The 24,781-nt window shown below is 66.8% G+C and carries 22 protein-coding genes, 1 tRNA gene and 1 pseudogene; 22 read left to right on the top strand and 2 right to left on the bottom strand.

Annotated features, from left to right (window positions below):
* The 18 genes from rplE to ACT54X_RS12800 all read left to right on the top strand — a co-directional run bounded on the left by rplE (position 1) and on the right by ACT54X_RS12800 (position 10,007).
* Positions 1-540: a 50S ribosomal protein L5 gene (gene rplE, locus ACT54X_RS12885; RefSeq protein ID WP_234193092.1), complete on the top strand. Its 540-nt coding sequence runs from the start codon at positions 1-3 to the stop codon at positions 538-540.
* Positions 541-550: 10 nt separating this feature from the next.
* Positions 551-856 (top strand): 30S ribosomal protein S14, encoded by a 306-nt coding sequence (rpsN, locus tag ACT54X_RS12880; protein WP_043117682.1) that lies wholly within the window; start codon positions 551-553, stop codon positions 854-856.
* Between the two features lie 20 nt (positions 857-876).
* On the top strand, positions 877-1,272 hold the full coding sequence (gene rpsH, locus ACT54X_RS12875) for a 30S ribosomal protein S8 (protein ID WP_017760913.1): 396 nt from the start codon (positions 877-879) through the stop codon (positions 1,270-1,272).
* Between the two features lie 17 nt (positions 1,273-1,289).
* Positions 1,290-1,823, top strand: a complete 534-nt coding sequence (gene rplF / locus ACT54X_RS12870; RefSeq protein WP_234193091.1) for a 50S ribosomal protein L6 — start codon at positions 1,290-1,292, stop codon at positions 1,821-1,823.
* An 11-nt stretch (positions 1,824-1,834) separates the two neighbouring features.
* Positions 1,835-2,200 (top strand): 50S ribosomal protein L18, encoded by a 366-nt coding sequence (gene rplR, locus ACT54X_RS12865; protein WP_043117689.1) that lies wholly within the window; start codon positions 1,835-1,837, stop codon positions 2,198-2,200.
* A 26-nt stretch (positions 2,201-2,226) separates the two neighbouring features.
* Complete coding sequence (gene rpsE / locus ACT54X_RS12860; RefSeq protein WP_017760910.1) at positions 2,227-2,745, top strand: 30S ribosomal protein S5; 519 nt, start codon at positions 2,227-2,229, stop codon at positions 2,743-2,745.
* Between the two features lie 14 nt (positions 2,746-2,759).
* Positions 2,760-2,945, top strand: coding sequence for a 50S ribosomal protein L30 (rpmD, locus tag ACT54X_RS12855; RefSeq protein ID WP_017760909.1), 186 nt, complete (start codon positions 2,760-2,762; stop codon positions 2,943-2,945).
* A 1-nt stretch (position 2,946) separates the two neighbouring features.
* A complete protein-coding gene (rplO, locus tag ACT54X_RS12850) occupies positions 2,947-3,378 on the top strand; it encodes a 50S ribosomal protein L15 (protein ID WP_017760908.1) in 432 nt (143 codons plus the stop codon).
* Positions 3,379-3,404: 26 nt separating this feature from the next.
* On the top strand, positions 3,405-4,724 hold the full coding sequence (secY, locus tag ACT54X_RS12845; RefSeq protein ID WP_017760907.1) for a preprotein translocase subunit SecY: 1,320 nt from the start codon (positions 3,405-3,407) through the stop codon (positions 4,722-4,724).
* Between the two features lie 98 nt (positions 4,725-4,822).
* Positions 4,823-4,936, top strand: coding sequence for a 50S ribosomal protein L36 (gene rpmJ / locus ACT54X_RS12840; protein ID WP_017760906.1), 114 nt, complete (start codon positions 4,823-4,825; stop codon positions 4,934-4,936).
* Positions 4,937-4,959: 23 nt separating this feature from the next.
* Complete coding sequence (gene rpsM / locus ACT54X_RS12835) at positions 4,960-5,325, top strand: 30S ribosomal protein S13 (protein ID WP_017760905.1); 366 nt, start codon at positions 4,960-4,962, stop codon at positions 5,323-5,325.
* Between the two features lie 12 nt (positions 5,326-5,337).
* Positions 5,338-5,742, top strand: a complete 405-nt coding sequence (rpsK, locus tag ACT54X_RS12830) for a 30S ribosomal protein S11 (RefSeq protein ID WP_017760904.1) — start codon at positions 5,338-5,340, stop codon at positions 5,740-5,742.
* Between the two features lie 143 nt (positions 5,743-5,885).
* The gene (gene rpsD, locus ACT54X_RS12825; protein ID WP_017758444.1) at positions 5,886-6,509 is read left to right on the top strand and encodes a 30S ribosomal protein S4; all 624 of its coding nucleotides are present in this window, start codon (positions 5,886-5,888) and stop codon (positions 6,507-6,509) included.
* Between the two features lie 140 nt (positions 6,510-6,649).
* Positions 6,650-7,642 (top strand): DNA-directed RNA polymerase subunit alpha, encoded by a 993-nt coding sequence (locus ACT54X_RS12820; protein ID WP_017758445.1) that lies wholly within the window; start codon positions 6,650-6,652, stop codon positions 7,640-7,642.
* Between the two features lie 79 nt (positions 7,643-7,721).
* Positions 7,722-8,120, top strand: coding sequence for a 50S ribosomal protein L17 (gene rplQ, locus ACT54X_RS12815; protein WP_294368205.1), 399 nt, complete (start codon positions 7,722-7,724; stop codon positions 8,118-8,120).
* A 19-nt stretch (positions 8,121-8,139) separates the two neighbouring features.
* Positions 8,140-8,216, top strand: a tRNA-Met gene (locus ACT54X_RS12810).
* A 110-nt stretch (positions 8,217-8,326) separates the two neighbouring features.
* A complete protein-coding gene (locus ACT54X_RS12805; protein WP_354320394.1) occupies positions 8,327-9,595 on the top strand; it encodes a class I SAM-dependent methyltransferase in 1,269 nt (422 codons plus the stop codon).
* Between the two features lie 82 nt (positions 9,596-9,677).
* Positions 9,678-10,007, top strand: coding sequence for a DUF1840 domain-containing protein (locus tag ACT54X_RS12800; RefSeq protein WP_294368346.1), 330 nt, complete (start codon positions 9,678-9,680; stop codon positions 10,005-10,007).
* Between the two features lie 72 nt (positions 10,008-10,079).
* Here ACT54X_RS12800 and ACT54X_RS12795 read toward each other — a convergent pair.
* Both ACT54X_RS12795 and ACT54X_RS12790 read right to left on the bottom strand, forming a co-directional pair.
* Positions 10,080-10,520: pseudogene (locus ACT54X_RS12795) on the bottom strand (Bug family tripartite tricarboxylate transporter substrate binding protein); the annotation flags it as partial.
* A gap of 461 nt (positions 10,521-10,981) precedes the next feature.
* Positions 10,982-11,554 (bottom strand): recombinase family protein, encoded by a 573-nt coding sequence (locus ACT54X_RS12790; RefSeq protein ID WP_476346895.1) that lies wholly within the window; start codon positions 11,552-11,554, stop codon positions 10,982-10,984.
* Between the two features lie 333 nt (positions 11,555-11,887).
* Here ACT54X_RS12790 and ACT54X_RS12785 point away from each other — a divergent pair, with 333 nt between their 5' ends.
* From ACT54X_RS12785 to ACT54X_RS12770, 4 genes are all read left to right on the top strand, one after another.
* Positions 11,888-12,940 (top strand): helix-turn-helix domain-containing protein, encoded by a 1,053-nt coding sequence (locus ACT54X_RS12785; RefSeq protein ID WP_476346893.1) that lies wholly within the window; start codon positions 11,888-11,890, stop codon positions 12,938-12,940.
* Between the two features lie 134 nt (positions 12,941-13,074).
* On the top strand, positions 13,075-13,710 hold the full coding sequence (locus ACT54X_RS12780; protein WP_476346891.1) for a hypothetical protein: 636 nt from the start codon (positions 13,075-13,077) through the stop codon (positions 13,708-13,710).
* A gap of 267 nt (positions 13,711-13,977) precedes the next feature.
* Positions 13,978-17,067, top strand: a complete 3,090-nt coding sequence (locus tag ACT54X_RS12775) for a beta strand repeat-containing protein (protein WP_476346889.1) — start codon at positions 13,978-13,980, stop codon at positions 17,065-17,067.
* Between the two features lie 298 nt (positions 17,068-17,365).
* The gene (locus tag ACT54X_RS12770; RefSeq protein WP_476346887.1) at positions 17,366-24,781 is read left to right on the top strand and encodes a hypothetical protein; all 7,416 of its coding nucleotides are present in this window, start codon (positions 17,366-17,368) and stop codon (positions 24,779-24,781) included.

Below are 24,781 nucleotides of genomic sequence, written 5' to 3'. Positions count from 1 at the left end.
ATGGCCCGTCTGCAACAACACTACCGCGAAAAGATCGCGAAAGAACTGACCGAGAAGTTCGGCTACAAGTCGCCGATGCAGGTCCCCCGCCTGACCAAGATCACGCTGAACATGGGCGTGAGCGAAGCCGTGGCGGACAAGAAGGTCATGGACCACGCCGTTGCCGATCTGACCAAGATCGCCGGCCAGAAGCCCGTCGTGACCAAGGCCAAGAAGGCCATCGCCGGCTTCAAGATCCGCGAAGGCCAGGCCATCGGCTGCATGGTCACCCTGCGCGGCGTGAAGATGTACGAGTTCCTGGACCGTTTCGTCACCGTGGCCCTGCCCCGCGTGCGTGACTTCCGCGGTATCTCCGGCCGGGCCTTCGACGGCCGCGGCAACTACAACATCGGCGTCAAGGAACAGATCATCTTCCCCGAGATCGAGTACGACAAGGTGGATGCGCTGCGTGGTCTGAACATCAGCATCACGACGACCGCCAAGACCGACGAAGAAGCCAAGGCGCTGCTGCAGGGCTTCCGCTTCCCCTTCAAGAACTAAAGGTGACCCTGTGGCAAAAGTTGCTTTGATCCAGCGCGAACTGAAGCGCGACAAGCTGGCCGCCAAGTACGCCAAGAAGTACGATGAACTGAAGGCGACCGCCAACGACGCGAAGAAGAGCGACGAAGAGCGTGCCGCCGCCCGCCTGGCGCTGCAGAAGCTGCCGCGCAACGCGAACCCCACCCGCCAGCGCAACCGTTGCGAAATCACTGGCCGCCCCCGTGGCACCTTCCGCCAGTTCGGTCTGGCCCGTGCCAAGGTCCGCGAACTCGCCTTCGACGGCGAGATCCCCGGCGTCACCAAGGCCAGCTGGTAAGCCAGGCAGGAGCAAGAAACATGAGCATGAGTGATCCCATCGCCGACCTGCTGACGCGCATCCGCAATGCGCAGATGGTCGCGAAGCCCACCGTGTCGGTCCCGTCTTCCAAGGTGAAGATCGCGATCGCACAGGTGCTGAAGGACGAGGGCTATATCGACGGCTTCCAGGTCAAGACGGAAGACGGCAAGACGAACCTCGAGATTTCGCTGAAGTACTACGCCGGTCGTCCGGTGATCGAGCGCATCGAGCGTGTGAGCCGCCCTGGCCTGCGCGTCTATAAGGGTGCCGGCGCGATCCCCAAGGTCCAGAATGGTCTGGGCGTGGCCATCGTCACTACCCCGCAAGGCGTGATGACCGACCGCAAGGCCCGTGCAAACGGCGTCGGCGGCGAAGTGCTGTGCTACGTGGCCTAAGACGGAGGAGCTGAACAATGTCCCGAGTCGGAAAAATGCCGATCACCGTCCCCGCAGGCGTGGACGTGCAGATCAAGGGCGACCAGATCAGCGTCAAGGGCGCTGGTGGCCAACTGTCCATCCCGGCCAACGCGCTGGTGAAGGTGTCGGCCAATGATGGCAAGCTGACCTTCGTGCCCGCCGACGAGTCGCGTGAATCGAACGCGATGAGCGGCACGGTGCGCCAGTTGGTCAACAACATGGTGCTGGGTGTGAGCAAGGGCTTCGAGAAGAAGCTGACGCTTGTGGGCGTGGGCTACAAGGCTGCTGCCCAAGGCACCAAGCTCAACTTGGCCGTGGGCTACTCGCACCCGGTCAACATCGAGATGCCTGCCGGCATCACCGTCGCCACCCCGACCCCCACGGAAATCGTGATCAAGGGTGCCGATCGCCAACGCGTCGGCCAGGTGGCTGCCGAGATCCGCGCGGTCCGCTCTCCCGAGCCCTACAAGGGCAAGGGCATCCGCTATGCGGACGAGAAGATCGTGATCAAGGAAACGAAGAAGAAGTAAGAGGCCGCATGATGTTGACCAAAAAGGAACAGCGCCTGCGCCGCGCCCGCCAGACCCGCATCCGCATTGCCACGCAGGGCGTCGCGCGTCTGATGGTGAACCGCACCAACCTGCACATCTACGCCACCGTCATCTCTGGCGACGGCGCCAAGGTGCTGGCCACGGCCTCCACGGCCGAAGCCGAAGTGCGCGCCTCGCTGGGTGGTGCTGGCAAGGGTGGCAATGCCGCCGCCGCCACCATCATTGGCAAGCGCATCGCCGAGAAGGCCAAGGCCGCCGGCGTCGAGAAGGTGGCCTTCGACCGTGCAGGCTTCGCCTACCACGGCCGTGTCAAGGCTCTCGCCGAAGCCGCCCGCGAGGCCGGCCTGCAGTTCTAAGCGCCCGCGCAGAACAGGAATTCAAGATGGCAAAGATTCAGGCAAGAACGCAGAACGAAGGTCCCGAGGACGGTCTGCGCGAGAAGATGATCGCGATCAACCGCGTCACCAAGGTGGTGAAGGGTGGTCGTATCCTGGGTTTCGCGGCACTCACCGTGGTGGGTGACGGCGACGGTCGCGTCGGCATGGGTAAGGGCAAGTCGAAGGAAGTGCCCGCCGCCGTGCAGAAGGCGATGGAAGAAGCCCGCCGCAACCTCATGAAGGTGTCGATCAAGAATGGCACCCTGCACCATGAAGTGACCGGCCACCATGGCGCCTCCACCGTGATGATGTCCCCGGCTCCCAAGGGTACCGGCATCATCGCCGGCGGCCCGATGCGTGCCGTGTTCGAAGTCATGGGCATCACCGACGTCGTGGCCAAGAGCCATGGCTCGTCGAACCCCTACAACATGGTTCGCGCCACGCTCGACGCGCTGAAGAACTCGACCACCGCCTCGGAAGTCGCTGCCAAGCGCGGCCTGACGGTCGAAGAGATCTTCGCCTGAGCAGGAGAGACGCAATGACGACGCAACAACAGACCGTGAAGGTCCAGCTGGTTCGCAGCCCCATCGGCACGAAGCAGTCGCACCGCGCCACCGTGCGCGGCCTGGGCCTGCGCAAGCTCAACAGCGTGAGCGAGCTGCAGGACACGCCCGCCGTGCGCGGCATGATCAACAAGATCGCCTACCTGGTGAAGGTGCTCTGACATGGAACTCAACAGCATCAAGCCCGCAGCGGGCGCGAAGCACGCCAAGCGCCGTGTGGGCCGTGGCATCGGCTCTGGCCTTGGCAAGACCGCAGGTCGTGGCCACAAGGGCCAGAAGTCGCGTGCCGGTGGCTTCCACAAGGTCGGTTTCGAAGGCGGCCAGATGCCGCTGCAGCGCCGCCTGCCCAAGCGTGGCTTCAAGTCGGCTTCGCTGAAGTTCAACGCCGAGGTCACCCTCGCCGCGCTGGAGCAGCTGGGCCTGGCCGAAGTCGATGTCCTGGCACTGAAGCAAGCCGGCCTGGTGGGTCAGCTGGCCAAGGTGGTGAAGGTCATCAAGGCTGGTGAACTGACGAAGGCCGTCAAGCTGACGGGTGTCGGTGCGACCGCGGGTGCCAAGGCCGCCATCGAGGCTGCCGGCGGCTCCGTCGCCTGATCCAGACGCGAAAGCAAGGCAGCACAGTGGCAACCAACGCGGCAACGCTCGCGAAGACCGGCAAGTTCGGCGACCTGCGTCGCCGGCTGGTCTTTCTGCTGCTCGCCCTCGTGGTGTACCGTATCGGCGCGCACATCCCCGTTCCCGGCATCAACCCGGACCAGCTGGCTCAGCTGTTCCAGGGTCAGCAGGGCGGCATCCTGAGCCTGTTCAACATGTTCTCGGGTGGTGCGCTGTCGCGCTTCACGGTCTTCGCGCTGGGGATCATGCCGTACATCTCGGCATCGATCATCATGCAGCTGATGACCTATGTCCTTCCCTCCTTCGAGCAATTGAAGAAGGAAGGCGAGGCCGGCCGCCGCAAGATCACGCAGTACACCCGTTATGGCGCGCTGGGTTTGGCTCTTTTCCAGTCTTTCAGCATCGCTGTGGCGCTGGAGGCGTCTCCCGGCCTGGTGGTGGCACCTGGTTTCGGCTTCCGGTTCACCGCGATGGTGAGCCTGACGGCCGGTTCCATGTTCCTCATGTGGCTGGGTGAGCAGATCACGGAGCGGGGCCTGGGCAACGGCATCTCGATCATCATCTTCGCCGGTATCGCTGCGGGCTTGCCCAATGCGATCGGCGGGTTGCTGGAGCTGGTGCGTACCGGCGCCATGAGCGTGATCGTGGCCCTGTTCATCGTGGCGTTGGTCGTGCTGGTCACCTACTTCGTGGTGTTCGTCGAACGCGGACAGCGCAAGATCCTGGTGAACTATGCGCGCCGTCAGGTGGGCAACAAGGTCTATGGTGGACAGGCTTCGCACCTGCCGCTGAAGCTGAATATGGCTGGCGTGATCCCCCCGATCTTCGCCTCGTCCATCATCCTGCTGCCCGCAACGGTGGTGGGTTGGTTCAGCACTGGCGACAGCATGCGCTGGCTCAAGGACATCGCTTCTGCGCTGGCCCCGGGACAGCCGATCTACACGCTGCTGTACGCAGCAGCGATCGTGTTCTTCTGCTTCTTCTACACGGCGCTCGTGTTCAACAGCCGCGAGACCGCCGACAACCTGAAGAAGAGCGGTGCGTTCATCCCCGGGATCCGTCCTGGTGACCAGACCGCCCGCTACATCGACAAGATCTTGCTGCGTCTGACGCTGGCTGGCGCGGTGTACATCACCTTCGTCTGCCTGCTGCCGGAGTTCCTGATCCTGAAGTACAACGTGCCGTTCTATTTCGGCGGTACCTCGTTGCTGATCCTGGTGGTCGTGACGATGGACTTCATGGCCCAGGTGCAGAACTACCTGATGTCGCAGCAGTACGAATCGCTGCTCAAGAAGGCCAACTTCAAGACGACGTTGGGTGGTTGAACGCAAGGTCGAGTGAACGCCCTGCCGCGACGAGCCGGGCACGCACATCGTGTTTCGGGCGTCCTAGGGTCGCCACAGTAAGAGTTAGGAGAAATGAAATGAGAGTTTCGGCATCGGTCAAGCCCATCTGCCGCAATTGCAAGGTCATCCGCCGCAAGGGTGTGGTGCGCGTGATCTGCACCGACCCGCGCCACAAGCAGCGCCAGGGTTGATTCGAGAGTTCTAGAGGACGCACATGGCACGTATTGCTGGCATCAACATCCCGCCGCACAAGCACGCCGAGATCGGCCTGACGGCAATCTTCGGCATCGGCCGTACCCGCGCTCGCAAGATCTGCGAAGCCTGCGGCATCGACTACGCCAAGAAGATCAAGGACCTGACGGACGCCGATCTCGAAAAGATCCGCGACCAGATCGCCCAATTCACGATCGAGGGTGACCTGCGTCGTGAAACCACGATGAACATCAAGCGCCTGATGGACATCGGCTGCTACCGCGGCTTCCGCCATCGTCGCGGTCTGCCGATGCGTGGTCAGCGCACGCGCACCAACGCCCGTACCCGCAAGGGTCCGCGCAAGGCTGCCCAGGCCCTGAAGAAGTAAAGAGAGAACAGCATGGCTAAAGCTCCTGCCAACAACGCCGCACAGCGTGTGCGCAAGAAGGTCCGCAAGAACGTTGCGGACGGCATTGCGCACGTGCATGCGTCGTTCAACAACACGATCATCACCATTACCGACCGCCAGGGCAACGCGCTGTCCTGGGCTTCCTCGGGTGGCCAAGGCTTCAAGGGTTCGCGCAAGTCGACGCCCTTCGCTGCCCAGGTGGCTTCCGAAGTGGCCGGCCGCGCCGCTGTCGAGCAAGGCATCAAGAACCTGGACGTCGAGATCAAGGGCCCCGGCCCGGGTCGCGAATCCTCGGTGCGCGCACTGGCTGCGTTGGGCATCCGCATCACGTCGATCTCCGACGTGACCCCGGTGCCCCACAACGGCTGCCGTCCCCAGAAGCGTCGTCGCATCTGAGGTGAGGCCGCCTGCGCAGTCCGCCTCCGGGCGGTCTGCGCGTTTTTGCGTTCTCGCTTTTCACAAGCCCACCGCCATCGACCGAAACGACTGATGGCTCCCGCGGCAGCAATGCTCGCGGCAGAAACCACAAGGAAAATACCGTGGCACGTTACCTCGGCCCCAAGGCCAAACTCTCCCGCCGTGAAGGCACCGACCTGTTCCTGAAGAGTGCCCGCCGCTCCATCGCGGACAAGGCCAAGTTCGACTCCAAGCCCGGCCAGCACGGCCGTACCTCGGGTCAGCGCACCTCCGACTTCGGTCTGCAACTGCGCGAGAAACAGAAGGTCAAGCGCATGTATGGCGTGCTGGAAAAGCAATTCCGCCGCTACTTCGCCGAAGCCGATCGCCGCAAGGGCAACACCGGCGCCAACTTGCTGTCGCTGCTCGAGTGCCGTCTGGACAACGTCGTCTATCGCATGGGCTTCGGTTCGACCCGTGCCGAAGCGCGCCAGTTGGTGTCGCACAAGGCGATCACGGTGAACGGCCAGTCGGTCAACATCCCGTCCTACCTGGTGAAGGCCGGTGACGTCGTGGCCGTTCGCGAGAAGTCCAAGAAGCAGGCCCGCATCATCGAGGCGCTGCAACTGGCCCAGCAGGTCGGCATTCCGGGCTGGGTCGAAGTGAGCATCGACAAGGCCGAAGGCACCTTCAAGAAGGCCCCGGACCGTGACGAATTCGGCGCTGACATCAACGAATCGCTGATCGTCGAACTCTACTCGCGTTAAAGCGAGACCCAGAGGCGACCGGTGGCGCTGCCGCGCAGCGCCACCCTTGAATGTTTTTGTACCCCCTCGAAGGCATTCGAGGCGGGCACTTCACCAGCCTTACCGGTGTAACGAGCCGGGGGTATTGAGAGGAAGTCCGCATGCAAACCACCCTGCTGAAACCCAAGACCATCCAGGTCGAGCAACTGGCTGCCAACAAGGCGAAGGTCACGCTCGAGCCTTTCGAGCGCGGCTATGGCCACACGCTCGGCAACGCGCTGCGCCGCGTTCTGCTGTCGTCGATGGTGGGGTATGCAGCCACGGAAGTGACGATCGCCGGCGTGCTGCACGAGTACTCGTCGATCGACGGCGTCCAGGAAGACGTCGTGAACATCCTGCTCAACCTCAAGGGCGTGGTGTTCAAGCTGCACAACCGCGACGAGGTCACGCTGAGCCTGCGTAAGGAAGGCGAAGGTCCGGTCACGGCCGCCGACATCCAGACGCCGCACGACGTCGAGATCATCAATCCCGAGCATGTCATCGCCCACCTGTCGCAAGGCGGCAAGCTGGACATGCAGATCAAGGTCGAGAAGGGCCGCGGCTACGTGCCCGGCACCATGCGCCGTTATGCGGACGAGCCGACCAAGTCGATCGGCCGCATCGTGCTCGACGCGTCGTTCTCGCCCGTCAAGCGGGTGAGCTACACCGTCGAGAGCGCCCGCGTCGAGCAGCGCACCGACCTGGACAAGCTGCTGGTCGAGATCGAGACCAACGGTGCGATCACCGCCGAAGATGCCGTGCGCGCCTCGGCCAAGATCCTGGTCGAGCAACTGGCCGTCTTCGCGCAGCTGGAAGGCGGCGAGCTGACCGGCATGTTCGAGCAGCCTGCCCAGCGCAGTGCTCAGCAGTTCGACCCGATCCTGCTGCGCCCTGTCGATGAGCTGGAACTGACCGTGCGCTCGGCCAACTGCCTGAAGGCCGAGAACATCTACTACATCGGCGATCTGATCCAGCGCACCGAGAACGAGCTGCTCAAGACCCCGAACCTGGGTCGAAAGTCGCTCAACGAAATCAAGGAAGTCCTCGCTTCGCGCGGTCTGACCCTTGGCATGAAGCTCGAAAGCTGGCCACCGGCCGGCCTCGACAAGCGCTGAGAAGTCCTCGGGCTTCTCGCTCCACGGGGCAGTACCTGATCCGGCTGCCCCGATCAACTAAAGTCAAAAGGAAATCACCATGCGTCACGGCCTCGGTCTTCGCAAACTCAACCGCACCAGCTCGCACCGCCTCGCGATGCTGCGCAACATGTCCAACTCGCTGATCGAGCACGAAGCCATCAAGACGACCGTGCCCAAGGCGAAGGAACTGCGCCGCGTCGTGGAGCCGCTGATCACGCTGGCCAAGAACCCCACCGTCGCCAACAAGCGCCTGGCGTTCGACCGCCTGCGCAACCGCGACAACGTCGTCAAGCTCTTCAACGAACTGGGCCCGCGCTACCAGGCTCGCCCGGGTGGCTACACGCGCATCCTGAAGATGGGCTTCCGTGTTGGCGACAACGCACCCATGGCGCTGGTCGAGCTCGTCGATCGTCCGGAAATTTCTGACGAACAAGACGTGCAAACTTCGCAAGACTGACATATAATCTATTCTTCGACGCGCGATGGAGCAGTCTGGTAGCTCGTTGGGCTCATAACCCAAAGGTCGGAGGTTCAAATCCTCCTCGCGCAACCAAATTCAAGGGCCTTCTTCGGAAGGCCCTTTTTTTGTCCGTTTGCAGCCGAGAGCGCGCGGGGCGCGTGCGCGTCTGCACAATTCGGAAACTTTCTGCACAATGGCTCGCCATGCAGAGCCTGGTTCAGAAGATCGAGTCTCAACTCGTTTCTCTCCCCATTCCTGTATCGCTGCGCTTGCCCGACGGCCACCGCATCGACACCCCTGGCGCCAAGGTGCGGCTGGGTTTCTCGAGCTGGACCGGATTGGCCAAGCTCGCTGCGCGGCAGATCGGCAGTGTGGGCGAGGACTATGTCGAAGGCCGCGTGGAGATCGAAGGCTCCATGCGCGATCTGATGGCCGCTGCCGCCGCGCTCATGCCCGACAACCCGGTGGAAAGCGACACCGGCTGGTGGACGCGCCTGCTGCGCAACGCCAAGTCCCGTGGCTCGCACACGCTGCGACGCGACGCCGAGCAGATCCAGTTTCACTACGACGTTTCCGACGACTTCTACGCCCTCTGGCTCGATCCGCGCCGCGTGTATTCGTGCGCGTACTTCCGCGACGAGGCGATGACGCTGGCCCAGGCGCAGGAGGCCAAGCTCGACCACATCTGCCGCAAGCTGCGCCTGAAGCCGGGCGAGCGCTACCTCGACATCGGCTCGGGCTGGGGCGGACTGCTGCTGTGGGCGGCGGAGCACTACGGCGTGGATGCCACCGGCATCACCCTGTCGAAGAACCAGCATGCGCATGTGGAGAAGCTGATTGCGCTGCGGGGCCTGGAGAGCCGGGTGCGCGTCCGCCTCATGGACTATCGTGAACTCTCAGCCGAGCAGCCTTTCGACAAGATCTCGTCCGTGGGAATGTTCGAGCATGTGGGCAGTGCCAACATGGGAACCTATTTCCAGGATGTGCGTAAGCTGCTCGCGCCTGGAGGCCTGACGCTGCAGCATGGCATCACCTCGGGCCAGCTCGACTACCGTCAACTGGGCGCGGGCATGGGGGACTTCATCGAAAAGTACATCTTCCCGGGCGGAGAGTTGTTGCACGTGACGACCGTGCTGCGCGAGACGGCGCACGCAGGTCTGGAGATGGTCGATACCGAGAATCTGCGGCCGCATTACGCCCGCACGCTTTGGGCCTGGTCCGACGCCCTTGAGGCTCAACTCGACAAGGCGCGCGAAGTGCTTGAAGTCACCGCAGGTGCCGAGCGTGGCGGGCGCATCCTGCGGGCCTATCGCCTCTACCTTGCGGGTTGCGCGATGAGCTTCGAACAGGGATGGATCGCCTTGCATCAAATGCTGTCGGCCCGACCCGACGGCAAGATTTCGTCCCACGCCATGCGCGGCGCCCAGTCGCTATACCCTTTCTCGCGCGATTACATGTACGCGCCGCGGTAGCAACGGCGTAAATGCGTGGCCCGGGAACCGCGGCCATGGGCGCAGGTCACAACAACAAACAAGTGCGAAAAGGAGTACCCGCATGCTGTACCGCTTCAAGTCCCAGGCTTCGGCCGACGTGGTGATGCTCGAACCGAGCGCCCGCCATCTTCTCGAGATCATCGGCAAGACGCCCGGCGCGCCCGGCGTCATCACGGTGGACCAGATGCCCGCCGCCATTTCGGCGCTGGAGGCCGCGGTTGCCAATGAAGCCAAGATGGCCAGTCATGGCAACCACGACGCCCATGCCGTCGAGGACCACGACGCACGTGCCGAGCAGGAACATGTGTCGCTGCATCAGCGGGTCACGCCGCTGCTGCACATGCTCAAGGAATCGCACGGCGAGGGCAAGGACATCGTCTGGGGCGCTTGAGCCCGTTCGATCCCTCACCCCGAAGAAATCAGGCCGCATGCATCGCATGCGGCCTTTTTCATGGCGGCGCGGTCAGTCGACCTTGGCGCCCGAGGCCTTCACCACCTGGGCCCACTTCACATGCTCGCGCTCGATGTGCTGCGCGAAGGCCGCAGGCGTGTTGCCGCCAGGGATGGCACCCTGGGCCAGCATCTTCTCCTTGACGGCAGCGGTGGCCAGCGACTTGGCCACTTCCTGCTGGATGCGCTGCACGATCTCAGGCGAAGTGCCGGCCGGCGCCAGCAGGCCGAACCAGGAGCTGGCTTCATAGCCCTTGAGCGAGGGTCCGCCAGCCTCCTCCACGGTCGGCACGTCGGGCAGGGCGGCCGAGCGCTGGCTGCTGGTCACGGCCAGCGCCTTGAGCTTGCCGGCCTTGATCTGCTGCATGGACGAAGGCAGGTTGTCGAACATCACGTCCGCATTGCCCGCCACCATGTCGAGCAGCGCGGGCCCGGAGCCCTTGTACGGGATGTGCGTTATGACGGCGCTTGACAGCTTTTCAAACTGCAAACTTAGTTCGCAATCGAATTGCAGCAAGCAAGTACGCCGCCCAACGCGCCAAAAAGGTCGTAAGGCACCTCAACCAGCGGACAACCTCGGGCAAAGCCGCACAGTTGACCCCACGTAGATCTCCTCTCGCCGATCCACCGATGACACTCTAGCCGCTGCAGCGAATGGGTGTCAAACGGTGCAGCGTACTACTGCCGGCCGTCGGCGTCCCAGAGGAGCATCGATGGTGCTTCCGACCCCCGCCATCCGCCGGGAGCGGCAGTCCCGGCATCACAAGCTTCCCCGGCGTACCGCGTGACGAACCTAACCCTAGCCAGCGACTTGAGGCGCCAGAGCGCATCCTGGGTTTGGCTTTCCCGAGCGAGGGGTCAGAAGGGCTTGAATGGATGCACGCGGATGCACGCGGATACGGGCGGGGCCTGAGCTCAGCTCGTCTGGGCGGGGTCACCGGTGATTGAATTCACATAACGCTGCAAGGTCCTGGGATGCACGCCCATGCGCTGCGCGACCTGCTCCAGGGGCTGGTGCTGCAGCTCGAGCAGCAGTTCGTCGAGCTGATCGTCGGAGAGGGCGCGAGGCCGGCCGACATGGCTGCCGCGGCTCTTGGCGGAGGCCATGCCGGCCTTGGTGCGTTCGCTGATGAGGGAGCGTTCGAACTCGGCGAGGGCGCCCATCATGTGAAAGACGAGCATGCCGCCCGGGGTGCCGGTGTCGATGCACTCGGACAGGGAGGCGAACTGCACGCGTCGGCGGCCGAGGGCGGCCACGATCTGCACGAGGGACTTGAGGGAGCGGCCGAGGCGGTCGAGCTTCCAGACGACGAGGGTGTCGCCGGGCTTGAGGCGGCGCAGGGCGCGGGAGAGGCCTGGGCGGTCGAAGACGGCGCCGGAGACGCCGTGGTCGGTATACAGAATGTCACAGCCTGCGCTGTGCAGGGCCCGGACCTGGGGGTCGAGGTTCTGCTCATCGGTGGAGACGCGGGCGTAGCCAACTTTCATGGTTTCCAGAGGGAGAAGGTGGCCGCGCGATGGAGTGTGCGGGGCGTCTTCTGTGCCAAGTAATTAACAAGGCTGGAGTCTAGGCATTGACAAAAGGGTTCCTTTTTGTCCGCGTCATTTACATCCATCACGTTTGTGTGCTCCACGAGTAACAACGGTCGCCCTGAGAAAGTTGGTAGCTATTAGGATTTAAAGGAACCTTTTTGTCCAAGGCAGGTTCCTGCGGGCGGCGCGCGTGGGGCCCGTGCAGGGGTGGACGGGGCGCAGGCTGGGGTCAGTCGGCCCGTAGGCGGGGTGACGGCGGACGGCCTGTACGGGGGTATGGGTGCTCCATTGGCGCGGCACCTGGAGCAACTGGAACGGGAGCTGCGGGCCGTGCTGGAGACGGTGCAGGCCTGCCGCGAGGTTCTGGGTGCGTCGCAAGAGGCTGAAGGGGCTGAGCGGGCTGTGTCTGCGGCCTCCAGCGCGTCGACGGCGGCCTGTGGGCGGGTCACGTCCTTTGCGGCGTCGGCGCCGCTTCCGTCCGCACCCTTTTCGTCCTCGGCCCTTTCGTCCCCGACTCTCTCCTCCCCGCTGTCGTGCCTGCTGGCTGCGCCGGCGGCTGCGAACGACCGCGGCGCGTGCGCTTCGAGCGCGTCCGACTACCTCTCCTCGGCGAGCGCCGCCTCCGGCAGCGGTGGTGCTGGCGCGGTGCTGCCGCGCATCGACGGGGCGCTGGGCGAGACCGGATGGTCGCTGCTGCGCGACGGGTGGGTGCTGGTGGCGCCGGACGGATTCCGGCTGAGGCTGAACCTGTGCGAGCGGGCGATCCTGAGCGCGATGGTGTGCGCGCCGCAGCATGCGCTGTCGCTGGGTGGGCTGATCGAGCTGCTGACGCAGACGCGCGCGAACTTCGGGCAGAAGCCGCTGGCCACCAGCAGCATGCGCATGATCCTGATGCGGCTGATGAAGAAGCTCGAGCGCTCGGGCGCGCCGTGTCCGATCCTGTCGGTGCATGGCTGGGGCTACCGGCTGAGGGTGGGTGACGAGCCGGCGGGCGGGCGTGGGCAGATGGTGCAGGTGGGCCGGATGGCCGGTACTGCTGCTGCTGACGCTGCTGGCATGCCCATGGCGGCGGCCCTTGCGCCGTCCGTGCTGGGCTCCATTGCACTGACGCCGGCCTCGTCCTTTGGCGAGCCCATCACCTCGTCCACCCCACCTTCCATCGCGCCGTCCTTTGCGGACGCCTTCGCTGTCCCGGCTGTCACCGCCGCCACTGCTGCTGCCGCTGCCTCGCGCACGCCGGTGCAGCGGACCTCCCCGATGCCTGTTCCCGCTGCCCGACACGGCACGTCGTCCGTGCGTGCGGGCGTTGCCGAGCGGGCTTCCGGAGCGCTTGGCGGATGACGCGCCGATGCGTGCCTGTGCCTGTGTGCCGCGTGCTGCGGCCGCCCCTGCCTTCGAGCGGCGCCCCTGTGAGGGCGCCCGCGTGTTTGACCCTGTCCTGTAGCAGCCCTGAAGACCTGAAAGAGGTGAAGACCATGAAACGCCGCCTGATGAATCCCTTGATGAACGTGCGCCTGATCGCGCCGGCCTTGCTGAGCGTGGTGCTGGCCGTGCCGGCGTTTGCGCAGCTCGCGCCGTCTGCGTCCGCCGCTGCCTCCGCGAAGGTCGAGCAGAAAGCCGAGCAGAAGCCCATCACGGTGGAGCTGACGCAGAAGAAGGTGGTCAAGGACGAGCGGGGCCGCGAGAAGCTGGAGGAGGTCGACGGGGTGCGCCCTGGGGACGTGCTCGAGTACCGGGCGGTCTACAGGAACGTAGGCAAGCAGGCGATGAAGGGGGTGGCGGCGAACCTGCCGTTGCCCGAGGGCCTGGAGTACGTGGCGCGCTCGGCGCAGCCGGCCCGTGGCGCGCAGTTCGCGCTCAAGGCCGACGGGGCCGACGGGGCCTACGAGGCGGAGCCGCTGATGCGCAAGGGGGCGGACGGGCGCATGCAGCCGGTGCCCTTGAACGAATACCGGCAGATCCGCTGGCGCCTGGATGAGCTCGCGCCCGGGGCCGAGGCCGTGGTGAGTGCGCGCGCCAAGGTGGAGACGACGCCGCCTCCGAGCGCGGCAGCGGCGCGCAGCGGCACCAGCACCGCGGCCGCGCCGGCCGCAGCGGCAGCCAAGCCGTGATGAAGCCGCCGCTGCAGCGGCGCATGAACCAACAGCACTTGAAACACAGCGCTTGAAACCGAGAGAGGGGGGCGTGCGCGCCGAGCGCGTGCGCGCCCCGCTCCGACCCTGTGTGGGTTGCTGCGAGATCCGAGGGCCGAGAGGCGGGAGGGGTCGTGGCGGCCGCACTGCCCTGCTGTGCGGGAGGCGGCGCATGAAGCCGTGTCGCAAGGCAGATCTTTGAAGTCCTTTTGTGAACGTCGGCATTCCTTTGAGAGGAGAAAACACGTGAAAAACCATATCCCCCTGACTCGCGACGGCGCCAAGCCGTTGGCGACGTGGGCGGGCACGGCGGCCTTGGCTGCGGTCTTCCTGGGTGGAAGTCCGTCGGCCATGGCGACTGCGCCTGCCGCCGGAGCCAAGATCGGCAACGTCGCTTCGGCGAGCTACTACGACAACGACAACAAGCAGCAGAGCTCCAGCTCCAACCCGGTGGAGACCATAGTGCTGCAGGTGGGCTCGTTCTCGCTGGACAGCAAGATCACCACAGCCAGCCCGTTGGACGTGATCAACACCAAGGCGGGCTCGGCCGGTGCCACGATCTATGCGTCGCACGTGCTGACCAACACGGGCAACGGCCAGGACGCGTTCACGATCAAGGTGGACCCGTCGGGCACGCCCAAGTTCAAGACCATCGCGATCTATGCGGACACCAATGGCGATGGCCTGCCCGATGGGGACCCGCTGTGCACGGACAGCACCAGTTCGGGCTCGATCGGGTGCACCGTGGCCGCGTCCACGTCGGTGGCGGGCAATGTCAGCGGTGCGAACAACAAGTACAACTTCGTGGTGGCCTACACGCTGCCGCCGACGGCCACGGGCACGGGGGCGTACGACTTCGGCAAGGTGACGGTGGCGCCGGTGGCCTCGAGCGTGACGGCCTACGGCTATGCGGCGAGCAACCAGAGCGTGCAGGTGCAGGACAGTGTGAACCTGACCACCTCGGCGGCGTTCTCTGTCAGCAAGAGCATCGGTGCGCCGAATGCGGGCATCTACCCGCCCGGGGCGCTGTCGGGGACATGGCCGAGTGCCATCGGCAACAACCCCAGCTCGGGCAACAAGAGTGTGGTGGGTGCAAGCTGCGCGACCACATGGTCGACGAGCCTGGCCTCGACGGCCTCGTGCACGTACATCACGTACACCATCACCTACACGAACAACGGCGCGGCAGCCGGCCGGTTCAACCTGCAGGACGTGATCGGAAGCGGCACCACGGCGGGCTTCACCTACGTGACGGGTTCGGCCAAGTGGAGTGGCAACGCGAACGTCTCCACGGCCCTGAGCGAGAGCAGCAACTCCGGGTTCACGGGTGCGGATTTCAACGTGACGACGAGTACCAATCCCAGCACCGGCACCAGCATCAGCACGCTGACCTTCGTGGACGGCGCGGTGTCTGCGGGCGGCAGCGGCAGCCTGAGCTTCGTGGTGCTGGTCAACAGCGGCGCGACCAAGGGCAATGGCAGCACCACCAACGTCGCGACGTTCAACGCGCTGGATGCCGTCGGCGCCACCGCGGGCGCGCCGGTGTTGGGCAGCAGCCCGTCGACGTCCAACTACTCGTCCTTCCTGGTGGCGGGCTCGTATGGTGTTGCGGTGGGTGCCGCCTCGTCGTCGGTCTCCAGCGACGCGAAGGACACGACGGCGGGCACGCCCAATGCCACGAGCACGGACTCGCAATCGAACCCCAAGGCGACGGCGGGGTCGTCCACGAGCTTCACGCACAAGGTCTACAACCTGGGCGATGACGACATCGTGAACGTGTCGGTGGCCTCCAACAACTTCCCCTCGGGCACGACGTTCCGCTTCTACAAGGCGGACGGCACGACGGAGCTGTCGGACCACAACAACGACGGCATCCCGGACACCGACACGATCAAGGGCGGCGACGTCGCCGTGATCGTCGTGAAGGCGTTCATTCCTGCGACGGCGACGCCCAATGCGAATGCCGACTACACGTTGACGCTGCTGGGCACCTCGGTGACCGACGCCACCAAGAAGGACGCGGCCAAGGACACCCTGGTGGCCGTGGTGGGTGCAGCGGTGGACCTGACCAACAGCCAGACGGGCATCAGCAACAGCGGCGCCAATGCGGACGTGGGCCAGGGCCCGAGCGCGCAGCCGACGTTGATCAACACCAATGTGCCGGCGGGTTCGTGGACCACCCTGGACCTGTGGATCACCAACAACGACACCCAGAACAACACCTACACCTTGGTGTCCAGCGGCAACTCCAGCCTCTCGGGCAGCCTGCCGGTGGGCTGGACGGTCAAGTACGTCTCGGGTGCGGTCACGAAGACGGCGTGCGCGACGGCGACCGGCATCGACCCCAGTTCGATCCCGGTCAACGCCGGCCAGCAGCAAGAGCTGACGGCCTGTATCTCGATCCCTGCCACGCAGGCGCTGACGAACCAGGCGGTGTACTTCCGGGTGCGTGCGACGGGCCCGGGCTCGGACGGCACCGTGCCGGTGGACACGCTGTATGACCAGATCAACGTGATCGCTGCGGCGCTGACGTACTCGGCGACCATCGATCCGGCCGGCAGCGAGAGCCAGGTGGTGCCCACCGGCTCGGTGACCTATGCCAAGACCATCTCGGCCGGCGGTACGGGCATCTGCCAGGCGGGCCAGGTCACGGTCGAGCTGGGCACGGGCAACGCCGATGCGGCGGCGGGCTGGTCGTATGCGTTGTACGCCAACACCACCGGCACGCTCAATGCGGCGACGGACCTGGTGACCAACGCCACGGTTCCCGGTCCCAAGCCGGGCCAACCGGTGTACGTCTGGCTGAAGGTGTTCGCACCGGGCAACGCGGCGGTCGGCGCCTATGACGACGCCACGGTGACGGTGACCTTCCCCGAAAGCACGGTCGGCGCGGGCGACAGCTGCGGCACGGTGGTGGGCACGGCCCGCTCCAAGGTGGTGCTCTCGCAGATCGTCGTGAGCAAGCTCCAGGCGCTGAACGCCACCTGCGACGCTACCGGGCTGAACGCAGCCTTGCTGAATCTGAGCAATGCCGCGATCACGGCCAAGCCGGGTCAATGCGTGGTGTACCAGGTGACGGCCAGCAACAACAGCACGGCCACGGTGACCAACCTGTCGGTGAGCGACACGGTGCCGACCTACACGACGTGGACGGCCTCGGTGCAGCCGTCGACGGGGTGCACCTCCACCAACATCGTTCCGACGCTGGGCAACAGCGGCGCTGCGACCTACGACTCGGCCACCAAGAAGGTCAGCTGCGACAGCGGCTCGACCAACAACACGGTCTCGCCCACGGCCACGGCCACGCTGACCTTCCAGGTCCAGCTGGACCAGTAAGCCTTCCGAGGCGCTGAGGCTGCGAGTGCCGTGACCTTCCTGCCCACCCCCACTGCGGGGGTGGGGAGCGAGGCGGCACCCGCACCCCCGAAGGCAAAGCCTGCCTGCCCTGTGTGGGCACGGCTTTGCCCTTTTCTGCGCGCTTTGCCGCGCTGCGCCAGAGCGCGCAGAAAAGACCCGAGAGAGATCACCGAGAGAGAAGACGACGACAGCGACGAAGGAGGGGCGGGCGCCCAAACAAGGAGCCTGCCGCCACGCTGCCGATCCTGCCCACAACAACGCACAAGCCAGCCCAGCCGTGACCGCCATCCAACTGCACCCGATCCCGATCCTGCTGCGACGCCTTAGCCGGTGGCTCGGCGCATGGCAGCCGATGCTGCTGCCAGTGATGCTTGCCTTGCTGCTGCTGCTGGGCCTGTGCGGCATGGCCTCGGCCAGGCCCGCGCCGGGCGGCACCGTGCTGCGGGTGGTGGCCACGGCCACCTACACGCCGGCGGGCTACACGCAAAGCGAGACCGTCTCCTCCAATGGCGTGACGCTGATGGTGCAGTCGGTGGAGTCGCTCACGCTCACGCAGGGCCAGACGCTCACCCGGCCGCCGGGCATACCGGTGGCCGTGAGCCACCTGCTGACCAACACGGGCAATGTGCGCACGAGCTACAAGCTCGGCTGGGCCAACGGGGGAGCGGGCTGCCCGAGCTCGGCGGCGCTCAGTTGGGGTGCGTTGCAGCTGGTGCGCGATACCAACAGCAACGGCGTGGCGGATGCGGGCGAGCTGCCGCTGTCGCTGAACACGCCCAATGCCTTGACGCTCGATCCGGGCGAGACGGCCACGCTGCTGGCGATGGGCACCATGCCCACGGCGGCTGCGGGCGCGGTATGCGCCACGCTCAGTGCCACGACGGCGCTGCAGGGCCAGTCGGCGAGCAACCGGGACGTGATCGAGATCGGCAACGTGGCGGTGCTGAGCCTGACCAAGTCCGCCAGCTACAGCGCGCCGCTGCAGCCCGGCATCTCGCGCATCGACTACACCGTCAACGGCACCAACGTGGGCAACCAGGCGGCCCAGACGGCGGGTGTGGCCATGCCGGGCAACACGCCCATCGTGGTCAACGGCAGCCCGGTCAATGCGCTGCTGCTGCGCGATGTGATCCCCACGGGCACGCAGTACGTCGCCGGCAGCCTGCAGACGCCCATTCCCGGCATGCTGAAGCTGTTCCGGCTGCCGGGCGACGCGCCCTTCAACTACCGCACGGGCGCCGCCGACGACGCCTCGGCCGTCGAAGTGGCGGTGGCGCTGCCCGCGCCGGCCACCATTGCGCCCAACGCGTCCTTCCAGATGCGCCTGTCGGTCACGGTCGGTGCCGGCGCTGCCTCGGGCAACCTGCTCAACACCGCGCAGGCGTTCTACAACGACGGCACGCAGGCCACCTCCAGCGCCTCCAACACCGTGCCCGTCTCGCTGAACCCGGCGCGCATCGGCGTGGCCGAAGCCGCAGGCCTGCCGCGGGCCAACGGCGACGGCACGGCCGACGTCACCGTCTCCGTGCGCGTCAAGAACTACGGCGCGTCCTGGCTGTACGACGCGCAGCTGCTCAATGTGCTCGAAGGCGCGGGCGCCACGCAGTTCGGCAGCTACAGCGCGGCGGCCTCGCCCGCGGCGGGCCAGTACACCATCGTGCCCGGCTCCCTCAAGACCGTGCAGACCGCCGGCAGCGTCGGCGGCCTGGTGGCCTCCGTCAACAGCGCCTTCGACGGCACGGCCGCGCACGCCTCGCTGCTCGCACCGGGCGCCGTGCTGCCCATCGGGGGCGACCTCACGGTGCAGTTCGTGGTGCGCTTCAACACCTCGGGCCGTGCGGCCACGCTCTACAACAGCACCCGCGCCCAGGCGGCCACCGTCGCGGGCAACACCGCCAGCATCACCGACGACTCCGTCAATGGCGCCGACCCCGACCCCGATGCCGACGGCAACCCGGGCAACAACACCTCGCCCACGCCCATCGGCACCCAGCCGCCACTGCTGACGCTCAGCAAGAGCGCCTCGGCCCCGCGCTACGTCTCGGCCGGCGTGTACGACGTGGACTTCAGCTTCAAGGTCAGCAACACCGGCAGCGGCATCGCGCCCAACCTGCGCGTGATCGACAACCTCAACTGCGCCTTCTCGATGGACCAGGCCGACGGCGCCGTGGCGCAGTGGGAGCTGCGCGGCCCGGTGCGCAGCGGCGCAGGCATCCTCGTGCCCTCGGCCAACTTCACCGGCGCGGCGCCGTGCGACCGCACATCCTGGAACGCCGCCGACGCGAGCAACTTCCCCACCGGCATCGCGCTGAGCCTGACCGACGGCAGCCGGGCGCTGGGCGCCGGCCAGAGCGAGCAGTTGGGCTTCACCGTGCGCGTCACCCTCAAGGCCAACCGCACCGGTGGGCGGGTGACCTACACCAACAAGGCCTGGGTGGCCGCGCTGTCCCAGAACACCATCAACTTCGATCCGTCGCTGGTGGCCGGCGCCAGTGCCGCCTCGGCCGTGGGCCTGCTGGTGGACCCGCAGGGCACCGTCTACGACGCCGTCAGCCGCAACCCCATCGCGGGGGCCGTGGTCACCATCCGGCGCCAGTCCTGCGACGGCGGCACCGCGGGCAGCATCACCGCCGACCAGGTGCTCGGCGGCAGCTCGGGCCTGTACACCTTCAATGCCGACGGCAGCATGTCCATGACCACGGGCGCCGACGGCAACTGGCAGTTCTACTGGCTCGCGCCACCGGTCTCGGGCAAGTGCAGCTACAGCCTCTCGGTCACCCCGCCGGCCAACAGCGGCTACCTGTACCCCTCGCAGCGCATCCCCGCGCAGGGCGGCACCTTTGCCAGCTGCGGCGCCGTCGCGCCCAACCCCCTGTCGCCCAAGGAAGGCGAGGCCACCACCTGGTACACCAGCCTGGCCTCCGGCTTCAACGCCGACGGCAGCGCCTGCGACGTGGTGCACAACCACATCCCGCTGGACCCGGGCCGCATCAATGGCCTGCTGCTGAGCAAGGCGGCCAGCAAACAGCAGGTGGACTTCGGCGACTTCCTGGACTACGCCCTGACGGTCACCAACAAGACCGGCTTCGCCTTGAAGGGCATCGCCTTCAGCGACACCCTGCCGGCGGGCTTCGCCTACGTGCCCAATAGCAGCAAGTTCAACGGCAACGTGATCGCCAACCCGAATGGCGGCGTGGGCCCGGTGCTCAGCTGGCAGATCCCCGATGCGGAACTGGCGGTCGACCAGAGCGTGATGGTGCGCTACCGGGTGCGCGTGGGCGTGGGCGCCCGCATCTCGGGCAACGCCACCAACCGGGCGCAGGCCAGCACCAAGGGCTACACGTCCAACACGGCCGAGAACACCGTGCGGGTCAACGGCGGGGTGTTCTCCGACGAGGCCTTTGCCTTCGGCAAGGTGTACATGGACTGCCGCGCAGACCGCCAGCAGGAAGGCGAGGACGAGCCGGGCGTGCCGGGCGTGCGCCTGTGGCTGGAGGACGGCACCAACGTGGTCACCGACGGCGAGGGCCGCTGGAGCCTGTATGGCCTGAAGCCCCTGACGCACGTGCTGCGCCTGGACGAGACCACGCTGCCGGTGGGTGCGACGGTGGCGATCCAGGGCAACCGCAATGCCGGCACGCCCGGCAGCCGCTTCGTGGACCTCAAGAAGGGCGAGTTCCACAAGGCCAACTTCCCGCTGCAGGGCTGCGACAACGAGGCCACCCAGAAGGACGTGCAGGCGCGCCGTGCGGCCGCCGCCAAGAACCTCGACGCGGAGCTGGCCGGGCAACTGCGCAACCGCCTGGACCCCAAGGGCCAGGTGGTGGTGGCCAGCGACACGCGCGGCATGCCGGCCGCGGGCCAGATCAACGGCAGCGGCGGCGGCGCGGGCGCCTCGCTCACGGCCACCACGGGCCCGCTGATCGCGCTGCCCGGTGCGCCGCAGCGCGTGGCTGGCGCGGGCGCGGCCGGTGGCGGTGTAGGCGGGGGTGGCAGCTTCCTGGACGGCACCGGCAGCGTGGGCGGCACCGGCACGCTGGCGGCCGCGCAGCAGGTCAAGGCGCTGCCGGCCACGGGCCAGGTGCCGAGCGCTGGCGTCGGCAGCCAGGCCGCCGGCCAGCCCGGCAGCGTCACCGCGGGCCTGGTGCCCCAGCCGGTGGTCCCGAGCAGCATCGAGCTGGAGAAACTCCTGCCCGAGCTGGACAACAAGCCCGGCTTCGTGGAGCTGCGCGACGGCGACACCCTGCCCGGGCAGGCCATCAACGTGCGCGTGAAGGGCCCCGCGGGCGCCGTGCTGCAGCTGAGCGTCAACGGCGAGGCAATCGACGGCCGCCGCGTCGGCAAGAAGGCCACCTTGCCCAAGACCGGGACCAGCGCCTGGGAGTACATCGGCGTGGCCTTCAAGCCCGGCCTGAACCGCCTGCGCCTGCAGGTGATGGACGAGATGGGCAACGCCCGCGGCGAGCCGGTGGAGATCGGCGTGACGGCCCCCGACAAGCTGGGCCTCGTGCGCATCGTGGTGCCCACCGACGCGCGTGCCGACGCGCGCACCCCCGTGCCCGTGCAGATCGTGCTGACCGACGCGGCCGGCGTGCCCGTCACCGCGCGCACCCAGATCACCCTGGAGAGCGACGCCGGCCGCTGGCAGGAGGAGGACCTCAACGACAAGGAGCCCGGCCTGCAGGCCTTCATCGAAGGCGGGCGTGCCACCTATCACCTGATCCCGCCGGGCACCCCGGGGGACGTGCGCGTGCGCGCCACCGTCAACGCCATCGTGCAGGAGGCGCGCCTGGCCCTGCTGCCGGACCTGCGCCCCATGATCGCCGTGGGCATCGTGGAGGGCACGCTGGACCTCACCAAGCGCGGCAAGCTGGGCATCGACCAGCTGCCCGCGGGCGCCGCCTTCGAGCAGGAGCTGTCCTCATTGGGCAGCAACGGCGATAGCGGCAACAGCCGCGCCGGGGGCCGCGCCGCGTTCTTCCTGAAGGGCGCCATCAAGGGCGAGTACCTGCTCACCGCTTCTCTGGATACCGCCAAGTCCAGCAAGGACCGGCTGTTCCGCGACATCCGCCCCGACGAGTTCTACCCCGTCTATGGCGACGCCTCCGAGCGCGGCTACGACGCGCAGAGCTCGCAGAAGCTCTACGTGCGCATCGACAAGAACCGCTCGTACCTGCTCTACGGCGACTTCCAGACCGCCAGCAGCACCGAGGTGCGCAAACTCAGCCAGACCAGCCGAACGTTGACCGGCATGAAGGGCGTGTACGAGGAGGGCGGCATGCGCGTGACCGCCTATGGCTCGCGCACCTCGCAGACCCAGCAGATCGAGGAATTCGCGGGCAAGGGCATCTCCGGCCCGTACTACCTCGCCGGCAACCTGGGCGACATGGTGGAGAACAGCGAAACGGTGGAGATCGTCTCGCGCGACCGCAACCAGGCCAACGTGATCCTGAAGGCGACCACGCTCACGCGCTTCGTGGACTACACGCTGGAGCCGAGCACGCGCCGGCTGATGTTCGTGAGCCCGGTCTCGGCGGTGGATGCGGACCTGAACCCGCAGTCCGTGCGCGTGACGTATGAAGTGGACGCGGGCGGGCCGAAGTACACCGTGGCAGGCGTGGATGCGCAGTTCAAGCTGGGCGAGCGCGTGCAGGCCGGCGTGGTGGCCCATGTGGACGACGACCCCAAGAACCCGCGCCGGCTGGCCGCGGTGACGGGCCTGGCCCGCCTGGGCGAGAACACCAGCATGGCCACCGAGGCCGTGCGCACGCACAGCGACGACAAGGGCTCCGGCTCGGCCGGCCGCGTCGAGCTGCGCCACCAGACGGAGAACCTGGGCGTCTCCGCGCAGGTCGCGCGCGCCTCCAGCAGCTTCGACAACCCCGCGGCCGGCTTCGGCGCGGGCAACACCGAGGCCAGCGTGCGCGCCGAGTACCGCATCGACTCCACGATGGCCGCGCGTGCCGAGGCGCTCTACAGCAAGAGCGAGGGCACCAGTGCCAGCCTGACCACCGGCGCCGACGGCACGAGCCTGACCACCGCCACCGCGGCCACGCCGGCCGCGCGCGGGCAGAGCGTGTCGCTGCTCAAGCGCTTCAACGACTACTTCAGCGCCGAGGTGGGCCTGCGCCACGGGGCCACGGCCAACAGCAGCTCGGCCTCGATGTTCAGCTACGACCAGGTCTCCAGCTACAGCGGCGCAGCAGGCTCCTCGGTGACGGCCCTGGGCAGCGCGGCCAACAGCAGCAGCTCCCTCGCGAGCGACCAGAACGGCCTGACCACCGTGCGTGCGCGCCTGACGGCCACGCTGCCCGGCGCCCCGCAGGCGCAGGTCTTTGTGGAGGGCGAGCAGGACACCAAGGACAGCGGCCGCCACATGGCCGCCGTCGGCGGCAACTACGCCATCACCAGCAAGACCCGCATCTACGGCCGCTACGAGCTCAGCTCCAGCCTCTACGAGGACGCGGACAGCACCACCGGCACCAGCACCAGCAGCACCAGCCGCAACGTGGGCATCCTGGGCGTGGAGAGCGCCTACATGGAAGGCGGGCGCGTCTACAACGAGTACCGCCTGGCCGATGCCGACAGCAGCCGCACCGCGCAGATTGCCAACGGCATCCGCAACACCGTCAAGCTCGGCGAGCACTGGCAACTGACCGGCGGCATCGAGCGCACCCGCGCCCTGGGCACCGTCTCCAGCACCAGCCTGGCCTCGGGCCTGGGCAGCTCCACCGCCGTGACCAGCGGTGTGGAGTACACCCACGGCGCCTTCCGCGCGAGCGGCATCCTGGAGAAGCGCACCGGCTCGGACGCCGACACGGTGCTCAATAGCCTGGGCGTGGGCTACCGGCTGAACGACGAGTGGACGCTGCTGGCACGCAGCATCTACAACAGCAGCAAGGGCGTGGGCGACCAGCAGGGCAACGAGCGCACCCAGTCGCGCCAGCAGATCGGCGCGGCCTACCGCCCGAAGGACGACGACCGCTTCAACGCCCTGGCCCGCTACGAGCACCGCAGCGAGACCATCCGCGGGGACACGGCCACGGCCGGCAGCATCAGCGGCAACGCCTTTGGCTCGGACGCGAGCCTGCCGGGCAGCTACCGCTCGGACATCGCCTCGGTGCACCTGAACTACAGCCCCGATGCGGACAACACGGTGAGCGGGCGCCTGGCGTTCAAGCGCTCCAGCTACGACGACGGCAGCCTGAAGAGCAGCTACACGGCGCAGCTGCTGTACGGCCGCTGGACGCGCGACCTCAACGCCAAGTGGGACCTGAGCGTGCAGGGCGGGCTGCTGCACGGCTCGGGCGGGGCGCTGCAGAAGTCGCTCGGCCTGGAGCTGGGCTACCAGGTGATGAAGGACCTGTGGTTCTCCGTGGGCTACAACGCCATCGGGCTGTCGGACCGGGACCTGACGGCCGGCGAATACACGAGCCGCGGCGCCTACATGCGGCTGCGCTTCAAGTTCGACGAGACGGGGCTGGGCTTCGAGCGCAGTGGCGCGGGCAAGGACGGCAGCCCTGTGGGGGCGGCGAGCCTCACCAGCAATGCGCCGGGCAAGCCCATCGAGGCGCCGCCTCGCATCGCGGCGCCCGATGCGCAGGAGCCGCAGCAGCAGCAATCGCAACCGGCGCAACAGCCGCAGCAACCGCAACCGCAACAGCAGACCGGCACCGCCGGGGGAGGGCAGTGA

It is taken from the genome of Pseudacidovorax sp. DMC4, assembly GCF_056314265.1.
The sequence above is the reverse complement of the archived record's forward strand: the minus strand, read 5'-3'. Positions and strand labels throughout refer to the sequence as shown.

Coding starts and splice junctions, on each gene's coding strand:
- rpmD (WP_017760909.1), top strand. CDS start 2,760: ATGACGACGCAACAACAGACCGTGAAGGTCCAGCTGGTTCGCAGCCCC.
- ACT54X_RS12790 (WP_476346895.1), bottom strand. CDS start 11,554: ATGAAAGTTGGCTACGCCCGCGTCTCCACCGATGAGCAGAACCTCGAC.
- rpmJ (WP_017760906.1), top strand. CDS start 4,823: ATGAGAGTTTCGGCATCGGTCAAGCCCATCTGCCGCAATTGCAAGGTC.
- rpsE (WP_017760910.1), top strand. CDS start 2,227: ATGGCAAAGATTCAGGCAAGAACGCAGAACGAAGGTCCCGAGGACGGT.
- ACT54X_RS12780 (WP_476346891.1), top strand. CDS start 13,075: ATGAAACGCCGCCTGATGAATCCCTTGATGAACGTGCGCCTGATCGCG.
- ACT54X_RS12820 (WP_017758445.1), top strand. CDS start 6,650: ATGCAAACCACCCTGCTGAAACCCAAGACCATCCAGGTCGAGCAACTG.
- rplR (WP_043117689.1), top strand. CDS start 1,835: ATGTTGACCAAAAAGGAACAGCGCCTGCGCCGCGCCCGCCAGACCCGC.
- rplE (WP_234193092.1), top strand. CDS start 1: ATGGCCCGTCTGCAACAACACTACCGCGAAAAGATCGCGAAAGAACTG.
- ACT54X_RS12805 (WP_354320394.1), top strand. CDS start 8,327: ATGCAGAGCCTGGTTCAGAAGATCGAGTCTCAACTCGTTTCTCTCCCC.
- rpsH (WP_017760913.1), top strand. CDS start 877: ATGAGCATGAGTGATCCCATCGCCGACCTGCTGACGCGCATCCGCAAT.
- rplF (WP_234193091.1), top strand. CDS start 1,290: ATGTCCCGAGTCGGAAAAATGCCGATCACCGTCCCCGCAGGCGTGGAC.
- rpsK (WP_017760904.1), top strand. CDS start 5,338: ATGGCTAAAGCTCCTGCCAACAACGCCGCACAGCGTGTGCGCAAGAAG.
- rplQ (WP_294368205.1), top strand. CDS start 7,722: ATGCGTCACGGCCTCGGTCTTCGCAAACTCAACCGCACCAGCTCGCAC.
- rpsM (WP_017760905.1), top strand. CDS start 4,960: ATGGCACGTATTGCTGGCATCAACATCCCGCCGCACAAGCACGCCGAG.
- ACT54X_RS12800 (WP_294368346.1), top strand. CDS start 9,678: ATGCTGTACCGCTTCAAGTCCCAGGCTTCGGCCGACGTGGTGATGCTC.
- rplO (WP_017760908.1), top strand. CDS start 2,947: ATGGAACTCAACAGCATCAAGCCCGCAGCGGGCGCGAAGCACGCCAAG.